At 29.2% G+C, this 26,654-nt stretch carries 22 protein-coding genes, 1 pseudogene and 1 riboswitch; of the genes and pseudogenes, 5 read left to right on the top strand and 18 right to left on the bottom strand.

Annotation, left to right across the window (positions count from 1 at the left end):
* Positions 1-42 precede the first annotated feature (42 nt).
* Positions 43-600, top strand: coding sequence for a hypothetical protein (locus GXK56_RS11040; protein WP_160687522.1), 558 nt, complete (start codon positions 43-45; stop codon positions 598-600).
* A gap of 58 nt (positions 601-658) precedes the next feature.
* On the opposite strand, the gene GXK56_RS11035 is transcribed toward GXK56_RS11040, so the two are convergent.
* From GXK56_RS11035 to GXK56_RS10955, 17 genes are all read right to left on the bottom strand, one after another.
* Positions 659-1,900, bottom strand: a complete 1,242-nt coding sequence (locus GXK56_RS11035) for an Nramp family divalent metal transporter (protein WP_160687521.1) — start codon at positions 1,898-1,900, stop codon at positions 659-661.
* Positions 1,897-3,153 carry a CBS domain-containing protein gene (locus GXK56_RS11030; RefSeq protein ID WP_160687520.1) on the bottom strand — a complete coding sequence of 419 codons (1,257 nt, stop codon included), beginning with the start codon at positions 3,151-3,153 and terminating at the stop codon, positions 1,897-1,899. Before GXK56_RS11030 ends, GXK56_RS11035 begins: the two co-directional genes overlap by 4 nt.
* 235 nt (positions 3,154-3,388) lie before the next feature.
* Positions 3,389-3,560: riboswitch (M-box (ykoK) riboswitch) on the bottom strand.
* Between the two features lie 349 nt (positions 3,561-3,909).
* The gene (locus GXK56_RS11025) at positions 3,910-4,824 is read right to left on the bottom strand and encodes an AEC family transporter (protein ID WP_160687519.1); all 915 of its coding nucleotides are present in this window, start codon (positions 4,822-4,824) and stop codon (positions 3,910-3,912) included.
* Between the two features lie 83 nt (positions 4,825-4,907).
* Complete coding sequence (locus GXK56_RS11020) at positions 4,908-5,828, bottom strand: AEC family transporter (RefSeq protein ID WP_160687518.1); 921 nt, start codon at positions 5,826-5,828, stop codon at positions 4,908-4,910.
* Positions 5,829-5,975: 147 nt separating this feature from the next.
* On the bottom strand, positions 5,976-7,394 hold the full coding sequence (locus GXK56_RS11015) for a glycoside hydrolase family 1 protein (protein WP_160687517.1): 1,419 nt from the start codon (positions 7,392-7,394) through the stop codon (positions 5,976-5,978).
* A 15-nt stretch (positions 7,395-7,409) separates the two neighbouring features.
* Entirely contained in the window at positions 7,410-8,876 is a 1,467-nt protein-coding gene (locus GXK56_RS11010; protein ID WP_160687516.1) for a family 1 glycosylhydrolase, read from the bottom strand.
* A gap of 76 nt (positions 8,877-8,952) precedes the next feature.
* The gene (locus GXK56_RS11005; RefSeq protein ID WP_160687515.1) at positions 8,953-10,251 is read right to left on the bottom strand and encodes a PTS transporter subunit EIIC; all 1,299 of its coding nucleotides are present in this window, start codon (positions 10,249-10,251) and stop codon (positions 8,953-8,955) included.
* Positions 10,252-10,253: 2 nt separating this feature from the next.
* A complete protein-coding gene (locus GXK56_RS11000) occupies positions 10,254-10,559 on the bottom strand; it encodes a PTS sugar transporter subunit IIB (protein WP_160687514.1) in 306 nt (101 codons plus the stop codon).
* Positions 10,560-10,609: 50 nt separating this feature from the next.
* Complete coding sequence (locus tag GXK56_RS10995; protein ID WP_160687513.1) at positions 10,610-10,936, bottom strand: PTS lactose/cellobiose transporter subunit IIA; 327 nt, start codon at positions 10,934-10,936, stop codon at positions 10,610-10,612.
* On the bottom strand, positions 10,929-12,854 hold the full coding sequence (locus GXK56_RS10990) for a PRD domain-containing protein (protein ID WP_160687512.1): 1,926 nt from the start codon (positions 12,852-12,854) through the stop codon (positions 10,929-10,931). Before GXK56_RS10990 ends, GXK56_RS10995 begins: the two co-directional genes overlap by 8 nt.
* 217 nt (positions 12,855-13,071) lie before the next feature.
* The gene (locus GXK56_RS10985; RefSeq protein WP_160687511.1) at positions 13,072-13,521 is read right to left on the bottom strand and encodes a nucleoside deaminase; all 450 of its coding nucleotides are present in this window, start codon (positions 13,519-13,521) and stop codon (positions 13,072-13,074) included.
* A 282-nt stretch (positions 13,522-13,803) separates the two neighbouring features.
* Positions 13,804-14,754: a carbohydrate kinase gene (locus GXK56_RS10980; protein ID WP_160687510.1), complete on the bottom strand. Its 951-nt coding sequence runs from the start codon at positions 14,752-14,754 to the stop codon at positions 13,804-13,806.
* Entirely contained in the window at positions 14,747-16,207 is a 1,461-nt protein-coding gene (locus GXK56_RS10975) for a sucrose-6-phosphate hydrolase (RefSeq protein ID WP_160687509.1), read from the bottom strand. Before GXK56_RS10975 ends, GXK56_RS10980 begins: the two co-directional genes overlap by 8 nt.
* 110 nt (positions 16,208-16,317) lie before the next feature.
* Positions 16,318-17,310 carry a LacI family DNA-binding transcriptional regulator gene (locus GXK56_RS10970; protein ID WP_160687508.1) on the bottom strand — a complete coding sequence of 331 codons (993 nt, stop codon included), beginning with the start codon at positions 17,308-17,310 and terminating at the stop codon, positions 16,318-16,320.
* A 249-nt stretch (positions 17,311-17,559) separates the two neighbouring features.
* Positions 17,560-18,924, bottom strand: coding sequence for a sucrose-specific PTS transporter subunit IIBC (locus GXK56_RS10965; protein ID WP_160687507.1), 1,365 nt, complete (start codon positions 18,922-18,924; stop codon positions 17,560-17,562).
* A 358-nt stretch (positions 18,925-19,282) separates the two neighbouring features.
* Complete coding sequence (locus tag GXK56_RS10960) at positions 19,283-19,756, bottom strand: EI24 domain-containing protein (protein WP_160687506.1); 474 nt, start codon at positions 19,754-19,756, stop codon at positions 19,283-19,285.
* Positions 19,757-20,061: 305 nt separating this feature from the next.
* Positions 20,062-20,922: a helix-turn-helix transcriptional regulator gene (locus GXK56_RS10955; RefSeq protein WP_160687505.1), complete on the bottom strand. Its 861-nt coding sequence runs from the start codon at positions 20,920-20,922 to the stop codon at positions 20,062-20,064.
* Between the two features lie 191 nt (positions 20,923-21,113).
* On the opposite strand from GXK56_RS10955, the gene GXK56_RS10950 reads away from it, so the two are divergent.
* Genes GXK56_RS10950 through GXK56_RS10940 form a run of 3 tightly spaced genes read left to right on the top strand, consistent with a single transcriptional unit; the run spans position 21,114 to position 24,566 of the window.
* Positions 21,114-22,073 (top strand): MraY family glycosyltransferase, encoded by a 960-nt coding sequence (locus GXK56_RS10950; RefSeq protein ID WP_160687504.1) that lies wholly within the window; start codon positions 21,114-21,116, stop codon positions 22,071-22,073.
* 32 nt (positions 22,074-22,105) lie between these two features.
* Complete coding sequence (mraY, locus tag GXK56_RS10945; RefSeq protein WP_160687503.1) at positions 22,106-23,059, top strand: phospho-N-acetylmuramoyl-pentapeptide-transferase; 954 nt, start codon at positions 22,106-22,108, stop codon at positions 23,057-23,059.
* Positions 23,060-23,072: 13 nt separating this feature from the next.
* A complete protein-coding gene (locus GXK56_RS10940) occupies positions 23,073-24,566 on the top strand; it encodes an oligosaccharide flippase family protein (RefSeq protein WP_160687502.1) in 1,494 nt (497 codons plus the stop codon).
* Positions 24,567-24,750: 184 nt separating this feature from the next.
* On the opposite strand, the gene GXK56_RS10935 is transcribed toward GXK56_RS10940, so the two are convergent.
* Positions 24,751-25,725, bottom strand: coding sequence for a phosphotransferase (locus GXK56_RS10935; RefSeq protein ID WP_243156082.1), 975 nt, complete (start codon positions 25,723-25,725; stop codon positions 24,751-24,753).
* 305 nt (positions 25,726-26,030) lie between these two features.
* Here GXK56_RS10935 and GXK56_RS10930 point away from each other — a divergent pair.
* Positions 26,031-26,654: pseudogene (locus tag GXK56_RS10930) on the top strand (hypothetical protein); the annotation flags it as partial.

The raw sequence follows: 26,654 nt of genomic DNA, 5'->3' as shown, positions 1-26,654 counted from the left end.
CTATATTAGCTTTAGATCCAATTTAGAGGAGTGAAATAAAATATGTTTAAAAAAATATTATTAAGCATTGTTACTATAATCCTATTGATAATAGTATGTGCCATTTCCACTATAATTATATTTAAAAATGGTGTTGATAGTAAGCGACCTAACCAAGAAACTATTATGAAAAGTGAAAAGCCTAATGGAAAAGAAGCTTTGGTAATCTTTCAAAATTCTAGATCAGAATTTCCAAGAGAAATTGCTGCTTCCTTTGCAACAGGACTAAATAATAAAGGTTTCAATGTTACAGTAAATACTGCTGGAGATTTCTTACCAAAAGATGTTTCGAAATATGATGTAGTAATTTTAGGAGGTGCTGTTCTTGCTGGAAACCTTGGTACACCCTTACAAGAATACGCTAAAGACATTCAAAGCTTCGGAAATGCTAAAGTTTTCTTATATTCAACTGGTGCAGGACTAGATAATCTAGATGAATTGAATAATTTAGAAGTATTATTAAGCAAAAAGCCTGAACAAAAAGTGAAATTCCTTTATTCAGATAAAGAAAACAGTAAAACTAAAGCTGTATCTTTAGGTGAGGATTTTGGAAGTAAGTAATAAAAAACATGCAAAAGTGCAATTACACTTAAATGCATGTTTTATTTTTATAATTTAATTATGCTATAAATGATGATACAAATAAAATTATGGATAAAGTTATAATAAATATAACAGTTCCCCAAGATATTATATTTTGGGTTTTATTATTAACATATTCACCCATTATACGCTTGTCATTAATTAAAATTATCATAAAGGTTAATATTATTGGAGATAATATTCCCGCAATTTGTTGAGTTATAAGAATTATTTTAATAAGCGATATTCCCGGTATTAATATAAATAATGCTCCTAATATAATTATTCCAGTATATATTCCAAAGAAGGCTGGTGCATCTTTATAGTCATTGTCAACTCCACTTTCCCATCCAAAAGCCTCACAAATTGCATATGATGTAGAAAGAGGAATAACAGCTGTTGCTAAAACAGAAGCTCCAAATAATCCACCTCCAAAGAGTATAAATGCCCATTCTCCTGCTAGTGGCTTTAAGGCCATTGCTGCTTCTTCTGCTGAAGTTATAGTGATTCCAGCTTTATAGAGAGTAGCTGCTGTGCATACAATTATAAAAAATGATACTGCATTTCCCCAAAAAGAACCTAAATAAACATCTAGTTTTTCATATTTATATTCGGCTATGCTTAACTTCTTATCCACTATTGATGATTGAAGATAAAATTGCATATATGGAGTAATTGTTGTTCCAATCATTCCTATAAAAGTAAGAAGGAATCCTGTTTTTAACTCAATAGATGGTGAAATCATTGATTTAGCAACGTATCCCCAATCAGGTTTAGTTAAAAATGCAGATATAATATAAGTAAAAAATACAAAGGTAAATAACAAAAATATATTTTCTACTTTTTTATAAGATCCCTTGGTTACAAGAAACCAAATAGCTACAGAAACAATAGGTATTGATATATATTTACTTATATCAAAGAGTTCTAAACTTGCTGCTATACCTGCAAAATCTCCAAATACTACTCCCATATTTGCAATTAGCAAAATAGACATAGCAAAAAAAGTAAGCTTAACTCCAAATTTTTCTCTAATTAAATCTGATAAGCCTTTACCAGTTACAACTGCCATTCTTGCATTCATTTCTTGTATTACAGCTAAACTAAAGGTAATTAGGAGTAATCCCCATAACATTTTGTATCCATATGAAGCACCAACTGTAGCATAGGTTGTGATTCCACCAGCATCATTACCTGCATTTACTGTAATTAAGCCTGGTCCAATGATGGTCATTATGAAAAATAACTTTTTAAATTTATTAGGTAATACTTTTCTCATATTGCAACCCTCCTTAGTAGTTTATGCTCATGAATACTATCATTTAACGATACAACTCCAACCAAATTATCTTCTTCATCTATAACTGGTATAGACACAAGGTTATATTTGTGCATTAAACTAATAGCATCTTCAACTTCATCAGTATCTTTTAAACTCTTAGGTCTTGTGGTCATAATATTGTAAAGTTTAGTTTCTTCCTTAGACATAATAAGTGAAAATAAAGAAACGGAACCTATAAGATTGCTTTTATCATTAGTAATATATACATAATAACTTTCTTCTTCATCTGGTGCATTATCTTTTAGCCAAGAAAAAACGTCCTTTACTGTTACATCTGGAAGGAAGGTTATAAAATCTTTTGACATAATACTTCCTACAGTTTCTTTTTCATATTCCATAAGTTCTCTTATTTCATCTTGACTTTCTTCATCCATATGAGTTAATAATTTTTCAGCTCTATCTTCTTCTATTTCTTCTAAAATATCAGCTATTTCATCAGATGGCATGATTTCAAGTATATCTGAGGCCTTTTCATCAGACATGGATTTTAAAAGGTCAACTTGAACATCAGTTTCAATTTCTTCAAAAACTTCTGCTGCTTTTTGATTATTTAAGCTGTGGAATAATATATCTCTGCTCTTATTATCAAGATCTTCAATTATATCTGCTATATCTGCTGCATGAAGAGTTTCAATCTTGCTTGCAGGCATATGAAGTTGTAAATTATTAATTCCTGTAGCTAAAGTTTGTACATGATCCCATATAATAAGCTTATTTCTAAGTTGATATTTAAATAAGCTTAGCAATAGAATAAATGGATATTCCACACCAAGACGTCTAAATAACCCTCTAGTTCCTATATCAACTGCTATAAGCTTCCACTTATCGTTTATAAGCCCAAGTCTTACATCATTAACACGTTCTACTTTCCTACCATTTATATCTACTATTTGTTTGTCTAAAAAATCTCTTACTAAAAAAATATCTTTTTCATTTGGAAGCTTTACTAAAAGACTCTCACTATTTATTTTGATTTTATATCTTTCTCTTTCATCTTTTGATATATCAAGCGCTTCAGCTGATACATAAAAGGATTTTCTTCCATTTCTAATTTGTATATACATTACTGTAGGACTTTCCTTAGTAAAATCAAGAATAACATCTTTTAATTTACCTATTATTTGCCCTGAAATATTGTAAATTTCTTTATTAAGAATTTTGCTAAAAAAGAAATTTGTTACTTTTTCCATTTACTTCACCCTTTCAATTTAGGGCACCAAAAAGTGCATCCAATTTAATGCCCATAAAAATAGTATTAATTGAATTCAAATAAAAATGCATATAATAATTATCCGTACTACCGTCACCCTCCATTGGATGCACCTCCTTTTAAATAAAATAAAAAAATCCTTCACTCACGGTGAAGGATATAAACACAATATTGCATTGCAAATACACGTAGATATAGTCCTAGCATATTTACATTTCATTCTTCACTCGTTGAGTTTTAGCACTATATAGCATAGAAAACCTTCGGGTTTTCGGCTACATTAAGTAGAACCTTAATCCGGCAATACCTGTTGACCCATTGGCGTCTCTCGACGTTTCCGGGCAGCAGCATGTATCTATATAGGAGCCTCACCTAACAAAATCTTATATTTAATTGCATACTAATTCTACTACGCTAATATATGCTACGTCAATAAAAAACTCTTCTTTCGAATGTTAAAGATTAAATTTATTTATTCCAAATGTTCATATCCTAACACTAACACAATATTATCTATTACCTCATCTCTATTAAACTATTTTGTCATTATTAATTATATTCGAAATATTTTTCATTATTCATGCAGATAATATTAATTCTAGATTATCTGTTATACATATATTCCATTTCTTCTACCAATAATTCTAATTTTCTTTCTTAAGTTATATTATTTTAACCTTGGTTATCCAAATAATCATATTTAAAAACTTATTATGCCGTTATATAAATTCAATTTCTACCAAATTATATTAGCTAAATATAATATTATGGGAATTGTAATCAATGATAATAATGTACTTAGTCCTACTAGTTTTGCTCCATATTCATAATCGCCTCCATACATTTGAGAAAACATGGGCACAGTAAGTCCAACTGGTGTTGAAACAGCTATTAGTACAACTTTTTTAATTTCTCCCAAATCTGTTGGCAGAAATTTAAATATTATCAACACAATCATTGGAATGACAATTAATTTTATAAAACACACAAAATAGGCATACTTGTTATTAAACAAAGTAATAACTTTGGCTTTTGCAATATATGTACCTAAAAGAATCATGGCTATTGGTGTATTGGTCTGTCCTACTAAATTAAAGGCATCATAAATAAACTTAGGCAACTTTATTGGCGATATAAAAATTATAATTCCAATTCCAACAGCAATTATTCCTGGGTTAAATAATATACTTCTTATTGTAATTAATTTTTTATTACTTGATACTAGATAAATTCCATAGGTATAGCTTAAAATATTAAAACAAACTAAATATGCAGATAAAAAGAAAACTTGATCCAAACCAACAATATTGGTGACTAATGGGATACCAATAAATCCTGCATTAGCAAATCCAACTGCAAACTTATCAATTTTCTGTTCCTTCTTAAATATAGTCTTTCCTACAAAAAATCCTATTAACATCGCAAAAAGTGATACTATAAACGAAATTCCAAGATCAATAAGTTTATCCATAGAAAAATTCATCTGATATCTGGTTAACATAATTAGAGGATTGATTATCCAAACTAGCAAATTAGATAATTGCTTTGCTCCTTCATCATCAATCAATTTTTTTCTATATACAATAAAACCAATTACCATCAATACATACATTATACTTATTTGCCCTGCAATTGTAGAAATAATCTCCATATCCTTTTATCCTTTCGTCCAAAAATTTAATAGGCTTTAATTTATCCTCTATCAACTATATTTTGTTTATGTAACTTTATTAATTAATTACCTAATCCCCAGTATGTAATTAACGTTGTAATAATGCACAAACTAATCAATACAGTTATGGAATTAGTGATTCCAGCTCTTTCATGATCTCCATTACATCTTACTGTATTAATAACTGAAATTGCTGTTATTGGTGAAAACATAATAATAGCTAAAGCTTGTCTTACTTCTATTGAATATGGTAAGTATTTATAACACAGGCAAGAAGCTATTGCGGCACATATGTATCTTACTACAATATTAGTTGCTACCTTTTTTAATAAATTTTTATTAAAGCTTAATTCAAATGCGCCTCCTATCATAAACATTGCAAGAAAAGCATTGCCGCTACCAAAAACACTTGCTATTTTATACACCTCTGGTGGCATTCTGATTTCAGCAAAATAAAAAATTAGCATAATTGTATAAACATCAAATGGAACCGAGGAAAATATTTTTTTAAGGAATATTCTTATACCTCCACTATCCTTTCCTCCTACAATATTTGATGCTACTGCATAAGTTGCTCCAGTACACATAAGTGCATTTCCTGCATCAAATAGACATGTAACTATAATTGCTGTTGGCCCTAAAAAACTTTGCAAATATGGCATTGCAAAAGTACCGATATTATAGCCAGAATAGTTAATAACATTAAAGGCTTTTTCCGAATTATCTTTCTTAAATGCAATTAAGTATCCAATTACGATCATTAATATATTCATTCCTAATCCAAGCATTGCTACAAAAATCAAACTATTATCTCTTTGAAAATTTGAAAAACTTGCAATTACAGCACCTGGTAAAGTTACATTCATGATTAGTTTCATAATTGTTCTATTATCATTGCAATTAAACAAACCTTTCTTTTTCAGTAAATAGCCACTTATTATTATTAAAATAAAACTTCCTGCCTTCAGCAACGTTTCTCCCATATCTCATCCATCCTAAAAAGGTGAGGATAAGCCTCACCTAGATCTTATATCTTTATTTTAATGTCTTTATTTATTTTCCAATAGCTAAGCATATATGTTATACACTATATCTGATTATAGCGTAACACATTGATCAAAACATGTATACTATAGTTCCTTATCTAGAAGACTACCATTTGTTTCAATTACTTCTTTATAATAATAAAAAGATTCTTTTTTCATACGTTTTAAAGTTCCATTGCCATCATTGTCTTTATCAACATAAATAAATCCATACCTCTTCTTCATCTCGCCAGTACCAGCGCTAACTATATCAATTGGTCCCCACCAAGTGTATCCAAAAATATCACATCCATCATCAATAGCTTCTCTAAGTGCCAAAAGATGATCTCTTAAGTACTCAATACGAGCTTTGTCACTAATAGTTCCATCTGGATTTATCTTATCTACCATACCCAAACCATTTTCTGCTATAAATAATGGCTTTTTGTATCGATCATATAGTTCGTTGCAAGTATATCTAAATCCTACTGGATCAATTGGCCAACCCCATTCTGATTTCTTTAAATATGGATTTTCAGAGCCAATTCCGCCACCAGTATTAAATTGCATAGTAGATCCTGCAATAAAGGTAGATGTCCTATAATAGCTGAAAGCTAAATAATCATTTGTATATTCTTTTATTAATTCTAATTCGCCTTCTCTAATATCAAGTTCAGCTCCCAATTCCTTCATCAATCTTTTTGCGTAGCCTGGATATTCACCCCTTAACATAACATCTGAGAAAAATAAAGATCTTCTTCTAAGATTATAGGTTTCAAAAACATCTTCTGGCTTACATGTATTTGGATATGTGTTGCTTAAAGACAGCATACACCCTATTTGTGACTCAGGCATAATTTCATGACAAAGTTTAACTGCATTAGCATTAGCTACAAACATATTATGACTTGCTTGAAACGCTAATGGGAACCAATTTTCTACACCAGTCACGTCAATTGCTCCTGCTAAATAAGGAAGTCTTATGGTATTGTTGATTTCATTAAAAGTCATCCAATACTTAACTTTCTTTTTATATCTATTAAAAATCACATTACAATATCTATCAAATAGAGGTATCAATTTTCTACTAGCCCAGCCATTATATTTTTTTGTAAGCTCTAACGGCGTCTCATAATGAGAAATTGTAACTACTGGTTCTATTCCATATTTCAAGCATTCATCAAATAGATCATCATAAAATTTTAAACCCGCTTCATTTGGATTCTCTTCTTCACCTGTTGGAAATATTCTAGCCCATGCAATAGAAGTTCTGAAACACTTAAATCCCATTTCTGCAAATAACTTAACATCTTCCTTATAATGATGATAAAAATTTATGGCCTCGTGAGATGGATATTTTTTATTTTCATTTATTTCTAAATTTATATTTTTGAATCTATCAGCTCCAACTTCTAAAACATCACAAATTCCAAGACCTTTTCCATCATCTAAATGTGCACCTTCACATTGATTCGCAGCTACTGCTCCTCCCCATAAAAATCCTTTAGGAAACTCTTTTGACATGCGTTCTCCTCCAATCTATGATAAATCTGCTCCATTATTAGATATTACTTTTTTATACCACTCAAATGATTTTTTCTTCTTTCTATTGTAAGTACCATTTCCTAAATCGTCTGCATCAACATAGATAAATCCATATCTTTTGCTAATTTGGCAAGTTGACATACTCACTAAATCTATACACCCCCATGGAGTATATCCCATTACATCTACACCATCTTCAATTGCATCTGCTATTGCCTGAATATGGTCTCTAAAATATGCAATACGATAATCATCTATAATACTTCCATCTTCTTCAACTTTATCTTTATTACCCAAACCATTTTCTACAATAAATAATGGCTTACGATATCTATCGTACAAATCAATTAAAGAATATTGCAACCCTATTGGATCAACCTGCCAATTCCATTCAGTTACATCTAAATACGGATTTTTAACTCCTGTCGATATATTTCCATTAACTTTTTCTCTTTTCTCAGCATCTATACTAGATACTAACGACATATAATAACTAAATGACACAAAATCAACCGTATGAAGCTTTAGTATTTCTTCGTCACCTTGTTCAATCTTTATATTGATTCCTTTTTTCTCCCACTGTTTCTTAATAAACTTAGGATATTCTCCAAAAACTTGTACGTCTGCATAGAAGTAATTATCTCTATTATCTTTTAAAGCAAGAATACAATTTCTAGGATCACAATTTTCTGGGTAAGTAAGCGTTCTTGTTAACATACATCCCATCTGCGCTCCTGGAATTATTTCTCTCATATACTTTGTTGCTAAGCTACTTGCTACAAATTGGTGGTGTAAAGATTGATATATAATCTCTTCTAGTTTTTCTTTAGGATAGCGATCTGTTACAAGACCAATTGTAGTGAAAGGATGTCTAAAAACACTATCAATTTCATTAAAAGTAAGCCAATATTTAACTAGATCTTTATATCTATTAAATACTACCTTACAGAATTTGATGAACATATCAACAACAGGTCTTTGATACCAGCCATCATAATTATTAGAAAGATATAATGGCATTTCATAATGGTGCAAAGTTACTAATGGTTCAATGTTTCTCTTTCTCATTTCTCTAAACAAGTCTTCGTAAAATTGTAGACCTTTTTCATTTGGTTCTTCTTCTACTCCAGTAGGAAAAATTCTAGTCCATGCTATAGATACTCGTAGTACTTTAAATCCCATCTCTGCAAATAAATCTAAATCTTCTTTATATCTATGATAAAAATCAATTCCATGTCTTTTTCCATAAAGAGATACATCATCACTTTCCATGGCAACTTTAATATCTGCATCTGTAATTCCATGCTGTGCTACATAATCTTTGGGGTCAACCTTTGGCTTATATGTACTGCAATCTGCAACTGACATTCCTTTACCGTCTTCATTCCATGCTCCTTCACATTGATTTGCTGCTGTAGCACCTCCCCATAAAAAGCCTTCTGGAAATCTATTTTGTTTCATAATAATATTCCTCCTTCTATAAATAGGCGGGATAAAACCCGCCTAAATTCATTTAATTCTATATTCTTACTTAGGTTTACGCTTTATTTGCTTCTTCCTTTGCTTGTCTATTTGACATTAATACAAATGGTGCCCATGTAAAAGTACATACTGCAAAAATTATTATTTGAACCACCACACCTTGCCAGCCATGTCCGATAAATGGACCTATAAGAATTGGAACTCCAAAAGGTACATCTACAGTATTGCATGGCATAAATCCAATTTTAGTTGCAAAAAGTGCAATTCCTGTAGCTATTCCTGAATTGAATATAAATGGTATTGCAAAAGTAGGATTTAGTACTAATGGTAATCCGAATACTATAGGTTCACTAATTCCACAAAGCCCTGGTAAGAAAGCTACCTTTGCAATCATTTTGTGATCATCTCTTTTTGAGAAAATGAATATAGCAAATATTAAAGCCAAAGTAATTCCTGCTCCACCTGCTACTATAAAGTTTAACCAAAATCCATAAGTTACTGCTTGAGTTGCAACTTCACCTGCATTTACTGCTGCTATATTTGCTGCAATTGCTGCTGCAATTAATGGATTTCTAATTGGAGAAATTACAAGCCCGCCATGGATTCCTAAAAACCAGAATAATTGAGAAAAGATAACGATTGCAATAATACCAACTGGACTTTGGAACACTACTTCTAAAGGAGCTTGTATTGCTTTATAAATAAAGTCATTAACATACATTCCAGTCAAGTTAAAAAATACATTTCCAGCTATAGCTGTTATTGTTAAAGTAATCATTATTGGAATTAATGTGTTAAAGGAAGTTGAAATTCCCTTTGGTACAGAAGGAGGCATTTTAATTTTTATTGCTTCAATTTTTGTTAACTTACTAAAAAGTTCAGCTACTAATATTGCGAGTATCATTCCTATAAATAAACCTTGAGCACCTAATGCTGCTGATGGTATTCCTGCTGCAGTTCCTGTCTTTTTATCTACAACCACTGTTACTACTTCTGGGATTACAGATATATAAGATGCAACTGCAACTACACCTGTTATGTATTCTGGAACCTTATTTGATTTTGCCATCTGCATTGCAATTAGAAATATAACTGGTACTGTCATAAAAGACATAGTTGCAAAATTAACTGCTGTAAATGCTGGTTTTATCTTTTCTAATATTGGTATCCACTTTGCAAGACCTGTTGTATTACTAGTAATTAATGAATTGAACAAAGTTGCAAAAGAACCAACTATAACAAATGGCATAAATATTGTAAATGCATTTTTTACACTGCCTAAATATTTATTTTCTTCTACCTTTTCAGCTATAACCAATAGTCCATCTTCAAATTTTTCCGAAAACTTTGACATGATTACACACCTCCCATTAATTCTTCAGCTTGTCTTAGAACTGCTTCTCCATCACATCTTCCATATGCAGCTGCTTCAATAACTGCAATCGGCGCTTTATCTCCTACAATTTTAGTAACCTTTCTTAAAATATGTCTTACTTGTGGACCTAGTAATAATACATCAAAATTACCAAGTTCCTCTTCAATTTGAGTTTGATCTACTGCCCATATTTTATAAGCTTTTCCTTGGTTCTTTGCAGATTCCTCCATTCTTGAAACAACTAAACTTGTTGACATCCCTGCACAACATGCTAACATAATTCTCATAATATCTTCCACCTTTCAAAATATAATTATATTGAATATTAATAATTAACTTATTTGTCTTTTAATTCTTTAATTGTCTTATATAAATTTACAAATTCTGCCGTAAAATCTTTAGCCATCATTGCCATTGTAAGATGGTCCTGTGCATGAACTAAAATAATATTTAGTTCCACTGGATTTCCTTGCGCCTCATTTTGTATCATATCCACTTGTGCTTTGTGAGCTGCTCTTAATTCATTTTCTGCTTCCTTTAAGCATTTTTCTGCTTCCTCAAAGTCAAATTCTCTTGCAGCTTCAAGCGCTAATAAAGATTGAGATTTCGAATTCCCTGCGCTTAAAATTAGTTCAAATGCTGTATTATATTTATTTTCATCCATTATTCTCATCCTCCATGTCCTCTTGTATTTTTTTAAGTAGATCCTGTAATACTTGGAAATCTCTTTTCTTAATTAATTCATTTATATAATTCTTATTGGATAGCAATTTAGAAGTAATTCTATAAAATGATTGCAAATTTTTATTTCTCTTATCTTCAATGGAAACTAAAAATACAACCTGTACCATCATTTCATCCCATTTAATCGGATGCCTTAGAATACCTATACAAACAAAGGTTTCCTGAGTAAGTGCAATATTAGGATGTGGCATTGCTACCAGATTACCAAATTCAGTTTTTGCTAACCTTTCTCTTTTTAGAATAGCATCATAAAAATTATCTGGAATATCCTTAAATTTCTTTATATAATTGCACATATACTTTAAAACTTCTTTTTTATTTTGCAAATCTATATCCACTATAAATAGAGATTTATCATAATAATTAGCAATACTACTAACCTTGTCAGATTGAAAAAGCTTTTCCATTGCTTTTATATCTTTAGATTCTAGGAAATACTTTACTTCTTGAATAGGTACAGGTACCTTTGCCGTTATTGGTACTGTTGTAAATACATAATTAATATTATTAAAATTAACCTTATCAACACTTCTAACATCACAAATTTCAATTTCATTTATATATTCTTGAAATGCTTCTTTAAGCTTATATGCTAACAACTGGGCACTTCCCTTTCCAGAAGAACACACTAGCAAAATATTTTTCTTTTCAATATTTGTTCTTTGCCTTTCAAGAGCTAATGCAAACGTCAAAGCTATGTATCCAATTTCATCATCACTTAAAATTTTTCCATACCTTTCAGTAATAACTGTACAAGCCTGTGTTGCCATAACATATGGTAAACTAAAACGTTCTTTAATATCCTTAAGCAATGGATTTTTCATTGTCATATCAAATTTAACTCGAACTTTTAATGGAACTAAGTGTTGCCCGAGTAGCATCATTAATTCTAAATCATTTCTAAAATCAAACTTAAAACTATCATATACAACTTGTAGCATTTCTTTAACAACATCATTTATTTCTTGATCAATTACTATATTATCCTTTCCATCCTTAATAGCCTCCAACATTTTCTTACCAGCTAAATGCACTGCAATATATTCCATTTCTGATTTAGGAAATTCAATATTAAAACGTTTACTTATAATGCATGCACAATCTTTAGCAATATTTAATTCTATATCATCAATTAATTCACTCATTTCATTATTTCCTACTGGAATATAAAAATTTGATTTAATTCTTTGTATTGCTATATGAATATGAACTATTAAATTTTGAAACGCAACATCAGATATTTTGTAGCTCCTATTTTCAATGACTTCTAAAATAATCTGTGCTATCTCTTTTAGCTCTTCATTAATTCCTTTTGAATAATCCAAATCAAATTTGATCTTTTTTTCTGTAAATTCTGCAATACATAATCTTAAATCAAATTCTGCTCCAATAACTCTAATTCCATGATATGGCTTTCTATCAATTTGTAAGTTATATTTTGCCATTAAATGTTCAACTTCTTTTATATCGTTGGTTAATGTTTTCTTTGATACATATAACATTTCACTTAAGTCTTCAATTTTTATATAATCTTTACAATTAAGTAAATACTCAAGTAGATATTGAATGCGTTCCTCAGATGTTTCCGGTAAATACAGTCTTTGATTTAACAACTTAAATCTCTTAATCTTCTCCAAATCATCAATTACAAGCCTATATCCATACCCGTGCTTTGATGTTATATGAGCGCCATTATCTATCAAAGTTTCATTTAATGATTTTAATAATATTCGTATTGTTTTACTGCTTAAGTTTAGTCTTTCAGAAAAACTTTCTGCTGTTTTATAATCTTTTTCACATAATAAGTTTAATAAGCTCATCAGTCGTTTATCTAACATAGGACCTATACTCCTTTCAAATAAAGAGATAATCCATATATCCAAAGGATATCGTTTATATTACTCGTAATTTTTTTAATTTCCTTTGCTTTATATGCATATAATAACATCCAGTAATTTTAACCTCAATCACCACTTTTTCCACTTTAATATGTGGAAGTTTTTTCTCGAATTTATAAAATGTAATTTCTATGTCTACATATATAAAATTTTATACTTATATATGCTTTTTTCTTCTACCATCAAAAAACTCTGTTAATAATCTTGAGCAATCCTCATCATAGACCCATTTAACCTCTACAAATTGATTCAACCCTCTACTATCTAAAAGGTTTATTACAGAACCACAAGCCCCCATATCTTTATTAAAGGTTCCTATATAAAGCTTAGATATTCTGCTTTGAGAAATTGCACTGGCACACATTGGACATGGCTCTAAAGTCACATACATTTCAGCACCATTTAATCTCCAGTTGCTAGTATTCTTTGACGCTTCTTTAATTGCAAGAATTTCAGCATGAGCTGTACTATCATTTAAAGTTTCTTTTAAATTGTGAGCCCTTCCTATTATAATTCCATCCTTTATAATTACTGCTCCAACAGGAATTTCTCCTTTATCCATCGCTAATTTAGCTTCTTCCTTTGCTAATTTCATAAAGTCACACATATAATTTATACTCCTATAAAACAATTTATTAATTAATCCTATATATCTTTTACTTTTAAAACACTGTAACATACACTTCAATCATAAAACAATAGGCCATTATTGATTAGTATCATTAATAGTCTCAAAATGATTAAAAAACACCTAAAAATATAAGGCGTATTCCTAATCTTCTAGGAATACACCTTATATTTAAGTTTTATATTTAATCTATTTAATTATTTGTAATAAATTCTTTGTTTCACTATTTTAGCTTATTTTTTAATGAACTAAATTACAGTATTACATATTTAAAGAGTTCAAATCACTCAATGTAGGCATTGATGATATAGCACCATAATTAGTGCATGTAATTGCACCTACCTTATTAGCAAATCCAATTATATCTTTCCATTTTTCAAAACTTATATTTTGCTTATCATCAATATCAGAAACTTGTTTTAATACAGCTCCAACAAAAGCATCTCCAGCCCCTGTCGAATCAACTTGCTTTATTGTAATAGATGGAATTATTTCATTTTGCCCATTTACACTCAAGTAAGTACCTTTAGAACCCAAAGTAACAGTAATTACCTTGGCACCTAATTCATGCAATTTATTTACTCCTGTTGTAGTATCTTTTTCGTTTGTTAGAAGAAATAATTCTTCATCACTAAGCTTTATGAAATCACTTTCCTTTATAAAAGTTATGCTGTCTTCTACAAATCTCTTCAATTTGTCAGGAGTGATTAAAGCATCACGATAATTAGGATCAAAAGATATATATATATCATTAGCCTTTGCATGTTCTAATAATTTGAAATAAGTTTTCTTTAATTCACCCTCTAAAAATCCTGTTGCTGATCCAAAATGGATTATATCAGATTTATCTATCTTTGATAAATCAATATTTTCAAAAGAGTATTCTCCATCACTTCCTCTTAAGAAATCAAAATTACGTTCTCCATTTTCATCAATGCCAACAAGTGCCATTGTCGTGCTACCTTTAGAAATTGCCATTTCAGTATTTATATCTAAATTATCTAATAACTCAATTAGAAATTTACCAAAAAAATCAGCACCTACTTGACCTAAAAAGTAAGCATTTCCTTCTAACTTCGATATGCTAGCTGCTACATTTGCAGGAGCTCCTCCTGCTTTCTTTTCAAATTTTTCCCCATTTTTTAAACCTTTATTATCAACACAAACCATGTCTATTAAAAGTTCTCCAATACAGAAAATATTATTACTCATATTTCACACTCCTTAATTTCCATACAATCAACTCATTAATTTGAGTTTTATCATCACTTTTAATTTCAATTTCTAATTCATCATTCTTAGGAAAGTACATTAACGTTGTTACTTCTAATCCATCTTGATAGTATATTTCTATAACAGAATTATCTATGAAAATATTTAACTTTAATTCTTCCTCTGCTTCAAGGATAAATTTTCTTATTCCTTTTCCACCTAAACACATATTATTTCTATCTATAGTACATACTTTGGTTTTCTTGTCATAACCTAATAATATGTATTCATCTTTAAATTTAAATTTAACTTCTGTAATATTAGCTTCAGCAATATTTAAATTTAATTTTATTTCAGCACATCTGGGTTCTAATCCTAATGAATACTCTTCACAAATAAAATCTTTAACATTAATAACTTCAGCTTGCCTTAAATTCTTTACTTTTTCAAATGGCTTTTGATATAATACATCATTTTTATACTCTAAAACTCTAGGAATAGTTAAGGAATACATCCAGCCATCATCACAAGTAGGATATTCAAAATCCTTATCTGGCATACCAATCCATCCAAACATTATATTTTGATTATCATGGTTAAATACCTGAGGTGCATAAAAGTCAAAGCCCATATCTATTTCTTTAAATTGGCTGTGTTCTCTAAGTTCAAGTTCCTTTAAATCTAACTCTCCAATGACATATCCTGATTGATATATATTTTGATATTTAAATTCCATGCTTTCTAACCCTTGAGGTGAGAAAATAAATGCATATTTATCGTCGTCCAATTTTACCATATTAGGACATTCCCACATATAGCCGAAGTCAGGAAGATCAGTCTTTAATTCCCCAAGCAACTCCCACTTCATGACATCCTCTGATTTATAAATCAAAGCCTTTCCCTTTAAATCATTATTTTGAACGCCTAAAATCATATAATAAGTATCATTTTCCTTAAAAATAAAGGGATCTCTAAAGTGAGCTGTATAACCTTCTGGCTGATTTTCAATAACTGCCCCATGCTTTTCAAGAGTTCCATCTTTATAGTATGTTGCCACACATTGATAAGATTCTCTTTCTCCTTCAGCATCTCTTACATTTCCTGTGTAAAATAATTTCAATTCATCATCTTTAACTAATCCACATCCAGAATAACAGCCATTTTTATCAAACCAATCTTCTGGCTTTAAGATTATTTCAGGTTTAGTAAAATTCACAAAATCAGTTGTTGTAATTAATCCCCAATGTTTTGTTTTATGCTCACATCCAAATGGATTCCATTGATAGAATATATGAAATTTATTATTAAAATAGCTTAGACCATTTGGATCATTAACTAAACCAAATGGCATTTCAATATGAAAATTATTTCTCCATCTATTATTGCTGCTATTACTACTATAATACGTATTTAAATCTTTTTCTATTTTTTCGTAGGATTTTTCATTTTGCATCAGTGTCCTCTTCTCCTATTAATTAATTTTCTATTTCAAGTGCCAAATGATTTTGACTATTTTTTAGAAAATACGATTTAATTGAACTAAGAAAACACTAAAAAACTATTTTATTTAATAGATTTAACACTTTCTCTTTCTACAAGCCTTAGAAGTGTTTCACTATTTTCCTGTAATTCTTTTCCTTCAATTAAATCTAAAATTCCTTGAGCAGTGTTCATTCCAATTAATTCGTAATCAAAAGCTACTGTTGTAAGTGTTGGATAAGAAACAGTCCCTATGTCATAGCCGCCAAACCCTGCTACGGATACCTCTTCTGGTACCTTAATGTTATTTTCATGTAAATATCTAAGTATTCCTAGACATATATTATCTGTAGCGCATATTATAGCTGTTGGCTTATATTTTAACACTTCATCTGCTTTGTTATATGCATTAATGAATGAAAAGTCTGTTTCTATAAATTTAACATCACACTTTGGATTATTTTCTTTTACAGCATCAATAAATCCATTTTTTCTGTCAACACCTACTGCTTTATCCCATTCGTTTACACCCAAATAAGCAATATTTGTGTGGCCCATAGACTTAATATAATTGCCCATTATATTGCCAGCTTCATAATCATCTATCTTTATATAATTAGTGAATTCATTTTTTTGACCTGTAAAAATAGTTGGAATACTAAGTTTACTTATTAATTCGATATGTTTTTTAGTGATAGCCATAGAATTAATAACTATTCCATCAACACCTTGTTGGTGGAGGCTATTAATGTTAGCGAGCTCCTTTTCAATATTTAATTCACTTATTAAGATAATACCTTGATAATTATTTTCTTCTAATTTTTTATTAAGTCCATTTAGAAATTTACCTACTGTAACAGAATCTATTCTTGGAATTACAATTCCAATTAATCCAGTTCTTTTAGTTTTTAATCTCTTTGCAAAAAAGTTAGTTTGGAACCCAGTCTTTTCAATGGCTTCTTTTATTTTTTTTGCATTTTCTTCACTTACATACCCATTATTTAAATATCTAGAAACGCTGCTCTTTGATACATTGACCATATTTGCAATGTCTTGAATTGTAACTTTTCTATCCATACTTTCCTCCATCATAAGCTTTAATTAATATTATTATATATCATTATTGGGTATTATTAAAAATAACTTATTGGCTAATATGATTTTTTCAGCTACAATTTATTTAAATTTCTTAAAAGCCTTGGGCTTTTCATCTTCAACTCTTAACTCTTAATTTTAAATGCATAAATAGTGAGATAGACTTAGCATATCTCAGCTAAATCTACCTATATATACCCTATAATGACTTTCATACCATAACGTATAATTTTATTCTTCTACCTTGAAGAAGAAGTATGTTAAACAAAATGCTACTACCATTGCTACTACATTTACTATAATATAACTAATTAAATTACTTGTACTGTTTGAATATAGTAACATACCTGGAAGTGCTGTAATTCCCATTCCTGTACCTGCTAATTTAAGTATTGCTGCTATCATACCTCCAGCAGCCCCACCAACGCAACCAAATGCAAATGGTTTTATGAATCTTAAGTTAACACCAAAGATTGCTGGCTCAGTAATTCCTAAAAATGCTGGAACAGCTGATGAAATATATAATGAACGCTTCTTTTTATCTTTTGTCTTAAATGCTACTGCTAAAGCTGCTGCACCTTGAGCTACGATGCCACAAGTTATCATTGCATTAAATGCATCTTTTCCTGTACTTGCAAGTAGTTCAACTTCCAAAGCATTTAATGCGTGATGAACTCCAGTAACAACTATAAGTTGATGAACTCCTCCAATTACTAATCCACCTAATCCAAATGGAAGGCTCATAAATGCTTTAATTGTACCAAAGATTATTTGTTCTGCATTGTGCATAATTGGTCCAACTATTAGTAATCCTAATATCATTGAAATCAATAAAGTAATAAATGGTGTAACTATTAAATCTAATACATCTGGAACCACTTTTTTAAGTGATTTTTGAATTTTAGCTGCAATAATTCCAAGAACTAATGCTGGTAATACAGATCCTTGATATCCTACAACTGGAATAGTTAATCCTAGTAACGAAAGATATATTGGTTGAGCTGTTCCTCCTGCTACTGCATAAGCATTTGGTAAGCTTGGTGATACAAGCATTAAACCTATTACTATACCTATAACTGGTGTTCCACCAAACTTTTTCATTGTTGACCATGCAACTAAAGCTGGTAAGAATGCGAAAGCAGTATCTGTTAATACTTGACTGAATAAAACGAAATTGTCACTCATTTGTATTCCTAAGTTTTGTAAGAGTCCTCTTAGTCCCATGAATAATCCTGTTGCAACAAGCACTGGAATTATAGGAACAAAAACATCACCAAAAGTTCTTGAAATCTTTTGAAGCATTGTCATTTGACTATAAGCTTCTTCTTTGTTATTACCTGTATTCAAGTCTGCATTTTCTTTTAGGATTGCATCATAAACTTTATTTACAAAACCTGTCCCAAGAATTATTTGATATTGAGCCGCTGCAAAAAATTGCCCTTTTACTCCGTCTATTGCTTCAATGGCCTTTTCATCTATTTTTTCTTTATCTTTTAAAATAAGTCTTAACCTAGTTGCACAATGTTCCATTGATTTTATATTGTCTTTGCCTCCAATGTGCTCAAGAATTGCTCTTGCTACTATTTGTTCTTTCATAATTTACCTCCTAGTTTTTCATCAAAAAACTCTAAACCGTTTTCATGTTTATATGATACCAGTTCCATATTATATCTGTCAAGATTATTTTTTTATGTTTTTAAATATTTTTATTTTTTATTATATTTTTAAACAAATTTATTTATTTCGTTGGCTTTACTTACTTCACACCATTCATTTTTACTTGATTTGTTATTTTCTTAGATTATGGCAATTACTTTTCTTTCATTTAAGGTATCAGTTCCATATTTTTTTATTTTTATATATAACAAAATAGATAAAAAAATAAAGTGTAATTTTCATAGTTATGAATTATAACTAGATTATTACACCTTGTTTCTAATATATGCTTTTTCTATTAACGTGTCATCTTTTGAACATAGATTATCTTAACTATCTTTTCCATTTCTTCATTTAAAGCTAATTGAAGTACTTTATTATTATTTAATTCAAAGGTATATATGTTTAATCCTTTTATATTAGTGTTAAAGTATGCTGTTGCACCATTTTTTAACTCATTATTTCTTTGAGTAAGATATACTCTTTTAACATTGTCTTTATTAATCTTTTCAGCAATTTTTCTTCTACTAGCATTATAAACCTTTGTTACAGTAATATCGCCATTATACAATTCATATTCAAAATCAACATACATCATATAACTTCCTAAAAAAAGAATTACTGCTACCACTGCAAGTACTATTCCAATTACTGGAATGTTAAAGATAGTCATTATAGCAAGTATTCCGAATATAATTGCTACATTTTTAAGTGTATTACTAATCCTCTTCGGTTTGTCTGATGGGATAAATTGTTCTAAAATAACTTCCATATTTTTATACCTCTCTTTAACTTCTGCTTTATATTAATATTTTAAATTATTTACTAATAATATCAAGTATATTATACCTCTTCCTAAAAGTAAAAGGTATTTAGTTTTATATTTTTGTGAAATATCACATCGATTTCATATGAACTTCTAATCTTTTTATAAAGTTAATGCCTGTCATTCATAAATCAAAAATCTAATGCAATATTACCCTGGAAATATTATTAGATTTATTAAGAAGCCTTAAGGCTTTTTTAGCTTAACTGTTAACTAATACCAGTATGTGATAAACTTTAATCAATGTTTTTTCAAAGATGTTTTAATATAAAGTTATAAGCTTCTTCATCTTCCCATTGGGATACTTTAACATGCCCAAAATTTATTCCTTCTACTGAAAAACTCAAGACTTCCTTTAGTTTACTGTAATATTCATCTCTATCCAGCTTAATTTTGCTAATCAAAATTTTTTGAACACATGGCTTACTATTTGCATCTGAAGGCAGCATCATCATAGCCAAGCCTCCAACATACTTATTTTTATTTACATTAGGTTTAATCATATTTATATAAGTAATTCCATCACTTGGACTTTTTAAATCAAAAAATATTATTTTATCAGAAATAGAATAATCCCCTGTAAAACTCTTTATTATTTTATCATGAGAACAAATTTTGAAGTTTACATTGTTATTTTTAATCTCCATAATACCTTCATGAATAGATCCTTCTTTAGCTATGTTAGTCACTAAAAAATAGACATAATACTTCTCTTCAAATATATTAATTTCAATTTCATTATTATTTTCTAAATTTTCAATATCTGCTGCAGTTAATGGTATGGAAATCAACTTTTGAATTCCCATATTATAAACTTCACATATATATAGCAAAGTTTCAATTGAAGGGAACGCATCTCCAGATTTGTACTTAGAAAGCAAATCTTCAGATATTCCAATCTTATTTGCTAAGTTTTTTTGCGTTGATTCTAATTGAATTAACTTCTTTAGATTATATACAAAAACTTTAGAAGTTTTTTCATATATATTATTTTTCACAGCTTTTATCGCATTTATGTTATTTGACATAAGGTGAGGATTGTTCTTAAGATAATTCAATTTGTTTTTAAGCTTTTTATCTATTTCTCTAAATTCATTTAAATCTTTATTCAAATTCACCACTCCATATTGTTATCATCTAATGATAATCAAGTAAGTTGAATTATATTCAACTTTATATTATATACTTTTCAAGTATCTTAGACATTTGTATATATGAATTGAAACAATTCAACTACTATATTACCATAATATTGCAAAGTTCAAAATACATTAGGGGATTCACTACAAACAAGGAGGACTATATGAGTTTTTTACGCGCTTTTACATTTTCATTTTTAATGATGTTATTTTTAACTCCAAAGCTTATGCATTTAGCCTATAAAATTAATTATCTTGAAAAGCCACAATTAGATAATGAAAGAAAAATACATAAAGAGGCTAAGCCTTACTTAGCTGGAATAGGTTTATTCTTTTCGTTTTGGGTTACTTATTTTATCATTAGTCAAACTTATGACACTAAAAATTTAATTATTTTAGTCAGTTCTTTTTTAGTTTTCCTTATAGGAATGATTGATGATACCTTTAAAATCAAAGGTAGAGATATGAAAGCACTTCCTAAAATGTTTTTTCAATTGTTTGCTTGTATATTAGTATATAGTGCAAACATTAAATTTGTAGGCTTTACAAATCCCTTTGATGGTTCCTATGTTTTGCTTCCAACCTGGCTGCAATTTCTTCTAACTATCTTATGGTTATTTGGAGTTACTACAGTAATAAATTTTACAGATGGTCTTGATGGATTAGCTGGTGGCATAACTGGTATATCCTCCTGTACATTATTTATAGTTGCCCTGTTTAAAGACGATATGTCATCTGCACTAATGGCTATAATCCTAATTGGAATATGCTTAGGATATCTAAAATACAATAAGTTCCCATCAAAAATCTTAATGGGAGATGCTGGCGCAACTTTTTTAGGCTTTATTTTAGGTATTATATCCTTAGATGGAGCTTTTAAACAAGTTACTGTCATATCAATTTTTATTCCAATTTTAATACTTGGTCTTCCTATCTTCGATAACATATTTGTAATGTTAAAAAGACTATCTGAAGGCAGACCTATTTACATTGGAGATGCTAGCCAATTACACTTTCGGCTGCTCTCAAAGGGCTTTACTCAAAAGCAGGTAGTTTACTTACTATACTTTGCTAGTGCCTGCTTAAATTTAAGTGCAATTTTTTTATTACTATTAAGAGTTTAATTTATTACTTATTTATTGAGGAGAAATTAATTATGGAATTAATTATTTTAGGAATTCTAAGTAGCTTTTTTGTTACATTTTTAATTGGAAAACTATCTATACCAATAATAAAATCTTTAAATTTAGGTCAAAACATAAGAGAAGATGGACCAAAAAGTCATCAAATTAAGGCTGGAACTCCTACCTTTGGAGGAATTATATTTATTTTATCTAGCGCGGTTGTGATGATTATTTTATGCAAAGACTATAAAAGTGAGGGAATGATAGCATTATATGCTTTTATACTCTTTGGAGTTATTGGGTCAATAGATGATATATTAAAAAAACTTCATAAAAAAAATGAAGGTTTAAAACCTATGGAAAAAATGTTTTTATTATTAATTGCATCATTTCCTTTTACTTTATATGCATATATGAATCCATCAATTGGTTCATCTATTTATATACCAATTACCAATACTTCTCTAGACCTCAGCCTTATGTATATACCTTTTATAGTATTTTACTACCTTTGCACCACTAATGCTGTAAACTTAACTGATGGCTTAGATGGATTATGTAGTACAGTAACTGTAATTGTAATGATATTTTTATTAATACTAAGTTATACTTTAGGTCACTCTTCCTTATCTGTTTTTTGCAGTATTATAGTTGGCTGTTTATTAGCTTTTCTAATCTTCAATACTTTTCCTGCAAAAATTATTATGGGAGATACAGGCTCTTTAGCCCTTGGCGGAGCTGTTGCCACTGTAGCTATGATTCTTAAGCTGCCACTAATAATTATAATTATTGGAGGTATATATGTTATCGAAACCTTATCAGTAGTAATTCAAGTAGCTTCCTTTAAACTCTTTGGAAGACGAGTTTTCAAAATGGCACCAATTCATCATGCCTTTGAATTATCCGGCTTTCACGAAACTAAAATAGTTACAATTTTTTCAGTAACAACAATTATTTTATGTCTTGTTGCATTTTTATTATTCTAAGGGAGATTGGTTTATGTCTAAATCTATATCAAAAAACGCTGTTTTTAAAACAGTATTAAATATATCTAATATAATTTTACCCATCATAGTTATGCCTTTTGTACTTGATGCCATTAAACCTCAGTTAAATGGATATATATCTGTTGGTGAAAACTACACGGCACTTTTTATGATTTTTGCAAGCTTTGGAATTTACCAGTATGGTTTAAGAGAGGTAAGCAAAGTTCGCGATGATGAAAAGAAACTAAAACAGACAATCACTAGTTTATTTGTAATTACAGCTGTAACTACAACAATAATTTCAGTTTTATATGCTCTTTTCTTGATTTCCTTTGATAAAGAAAAAGCTTATTTTTATACCTGTATGGTAATGGGCTTTAATATAATTTTCAATATTTTTAATGTTGAATGGATTAATGAAGCTTTAGAAAATTATAATTTTATAACAATAAAAACAATGGTGGTTAAAATAATTTATAACGTTTTAACCATCTTATTTGTAAAAACAGAAGCAGATTTTTTATTTTATATTTACCTTACCTGTGGAATAAATTTTATTAACAATATATCTAGTTTTCTATATATTAAGAAAAGAATACAATTTGATTTTTCAAATTTAGAATTTAAAAAACATTTAAAACCAATGTTTTCAGTTGTAATTCTTACTAATACATATATTTTATATACCTGGCTTGATAAAAAGATGATAACTTCTTTAATAGGTTCAATAGAAACCGGATATTACACTACAGCTCAAAAGGTAATGTCAATGATAGATATTTTAATGTTCACAATAGTTCAAGTTTCAATTGCAAGGCTTACCAATTATTTAGAAAATCATTCAAAGGAAATTTATTTAAATCTCCTGAGCAAAATAATAAAGGTATATTTTCTATTACTTTTCCCAGCATCAATAGGCCTTCTTGGTGTATCTAATCAAGTAATGTTCATTATGGGAAGAGGCACTGATAATTATCTTCCAGCTGCTCCAATACTCATGGTATTTTCAATATATATGCTTACTGTTGGAATCGATCGTATTATTGCAGATCAAATACTTTATATCTTTGGGAAAGAAAAAGAAGATTCAAAGTTGGTTTTAATTGGTGGAGTATTAAATTTAATATTAAACTTAATTTTAGTTATTACCAATACCTTCACCCCAACTACAGCAATTGGAACAACTTTAATAGCAAATCTAGTCGTTATAGCACTCGAATATAGGCTGTTAAAAAAAGAACTCAATCTCAATATAAAATTATTTGCTTTTGAAAATATTAAATATCTATATTATTCATTAATATTTATTCCAATAACATTTACTATAAATAAATTTATACCAAATGTAATTCTCTCCTGTATCATTGATATAGTTATATGCTGTCTAGTTTATTTAATAATACTTGTTGCCACAAAAGATGGTGTATTCTTTGATTTGCTAAACATTATATTAGATAAGGTAAAGCTTATATATCGAAATTTTAAAGGTAATAAAATATATTCTTAAAATAATATATTTTATTTTAATTGTCATTATTCTGACACAATAATAAAATATAATATACTTATAACATTGATAAAACTTTTTTTCATAAATATTTACCCCATAAATAATTATAGAGATAAAGAGCAACATTCATATTCCCCTATGATATGTTGCTCTTTATTTATTTCAAATAATATTGTTAGAGCTATTCATGTATGCTTCTTTCTTCAAATTCAGTAATCCATTTCTTTAGCATATCTGTTCCAAAATTGTACAAATCATTGTTTTCATATTTCCTATAAGCTCCTTCTATGCTCCAAATCAAAAATAAATAAACATCATACCACTTAGCTCTTATTTGTTGATTATTATTAAAATTATCCATACCATATCCTTGAAAAAATTGGGCATTATATTCATAAGTCCTAAAACCAACTTCCATAAGCTCATCTGCCCATAAACATCTTTCAAAGTCTATAAGTCCTGTTATCTTTCCATCTGAAACAAAAATATTTCCAGCCCATAAATCCCAATGAACGAATTTAGGAATCTTTATCTCCTCAAAATAACTTTCATCTCTATCTAAAAGTTCTAAAATATGTTCTTCTGAAATTTTTAAGTCAACAGAAAGTCTTTTTGCGTCATAAATAACATCTCTTATCATACTTTTAAAAACTTCAAACCAATTTTCTCCTTGTTTATCAGGTTGACCAAAATATCCAAACCTTTCACCACATATAAAATTTAATTTTTTATTATATATACCCATTTCGTAATTTATTTTATATTTGTGTTCTTCAGATAAGGTGTCCAATGTTGAACTAAAACTTTTTCCCTCTAATTTTTCCATAATAAAATAGTCTACGTCACAAATTGTATGACTATTATCATAAAAAAGTATTTTAGCCACAGGGCAAGTAGTTTTCTCCTCTACCATTTTCATAGATGTTACTTCGCTGTACATTATGTTCTTTTCATGTGTCATAATTATTGTCTCTGATGGTGGTGCTATTTTTAAAATAACCGATCTCTCGTTTTCTAATTCTATAAGATAAGCAATGTTAAAAAATCCTTCTGTTAATTCTTCTATTTTTATTACCTTTATATTTCCTAACCCCTTTTGTATCATCATAATTATTTCTTCATTTGATTTTCTATTTTTAGTTAAGCTTTCTGCCACGTTAATCCCCCCACATACAAATTTCATTATATTTTATACATATAATCACATACTAACATTATTTACCTTAAATTACATCTGTAACTTTTTATAAAAAAGTTTATTCTGTTAAGGAACTGTACAGGTTAATGTATTAAATTATATATAACAAGTTAAATAAACATATAACATGATTTTCAAACTTCTAAAAATGTTAGTAATTAAAAAAACAAAATGCCATTAACTTGTATTATTAAAAAATAAAAAAGGAAGTGTTCAATATGAAAAATAAAAGTATAAAAAGCAAAATTCTTGCAGGAATTATTATGGCAAGTATGATAATATCATCAACTGCTGTATTTGCTGCTACAGGAAATTCAACTACTGATTCATCAACAAATAGAACTAAAACTTTTGGAAAAGCACATGGTGACCATAAAGGAGGCTTTAAAAATATTCTTGATAACTTAGTAACAAACGGCACTATATCCTCTGATAAAGCAACCGCTATTGAAAATGCTATGGGCAAAAAACCTGATGATACTAACAAAGGTGAAGATAGATTCAAAACTCAGCTTGATGCTTTAGTTTCTGCCGGTACTATTACTTCTGATGAGGAAACCGCAATCATTAATGCTCTTTCTAATACTGAGGGTAAAGGTGATCCTAAAGCCGCTCTTGATAATTTAGTTGCTGCTGGCACTTTAACTTCTGAAAAAGTCGCTGCTATTGATAATGCTATGGGTAAAAGACATGATGATGGCAATAAAGGTGAAGATAGATTCAAAACTCAACTTGACGCTTTAGTTTCTGATGGAACTATTACTTCTGATGAGGAAACTGCTATAATTAATGCTCTTTCTAATACCGAAGGTAAAGGTGGTCCTAAAGCTGCTCTTGATAATTTAGTTGCTGCTGGCACTTTAACTTCTGAAAAAGTCGCTGCTATT

The sequence above is a fragment of the Clostridium sp. C2-6-12 genome (genome assembly GCF_009928485.1).
Lineage (GTDB): Bacteria > Bacillota > Clostridia > Clostridiales > Clostridiaceae > Clostridium.
This window is presented reverse-complemented; position numbering and strand designations above follow the sequence as displayed.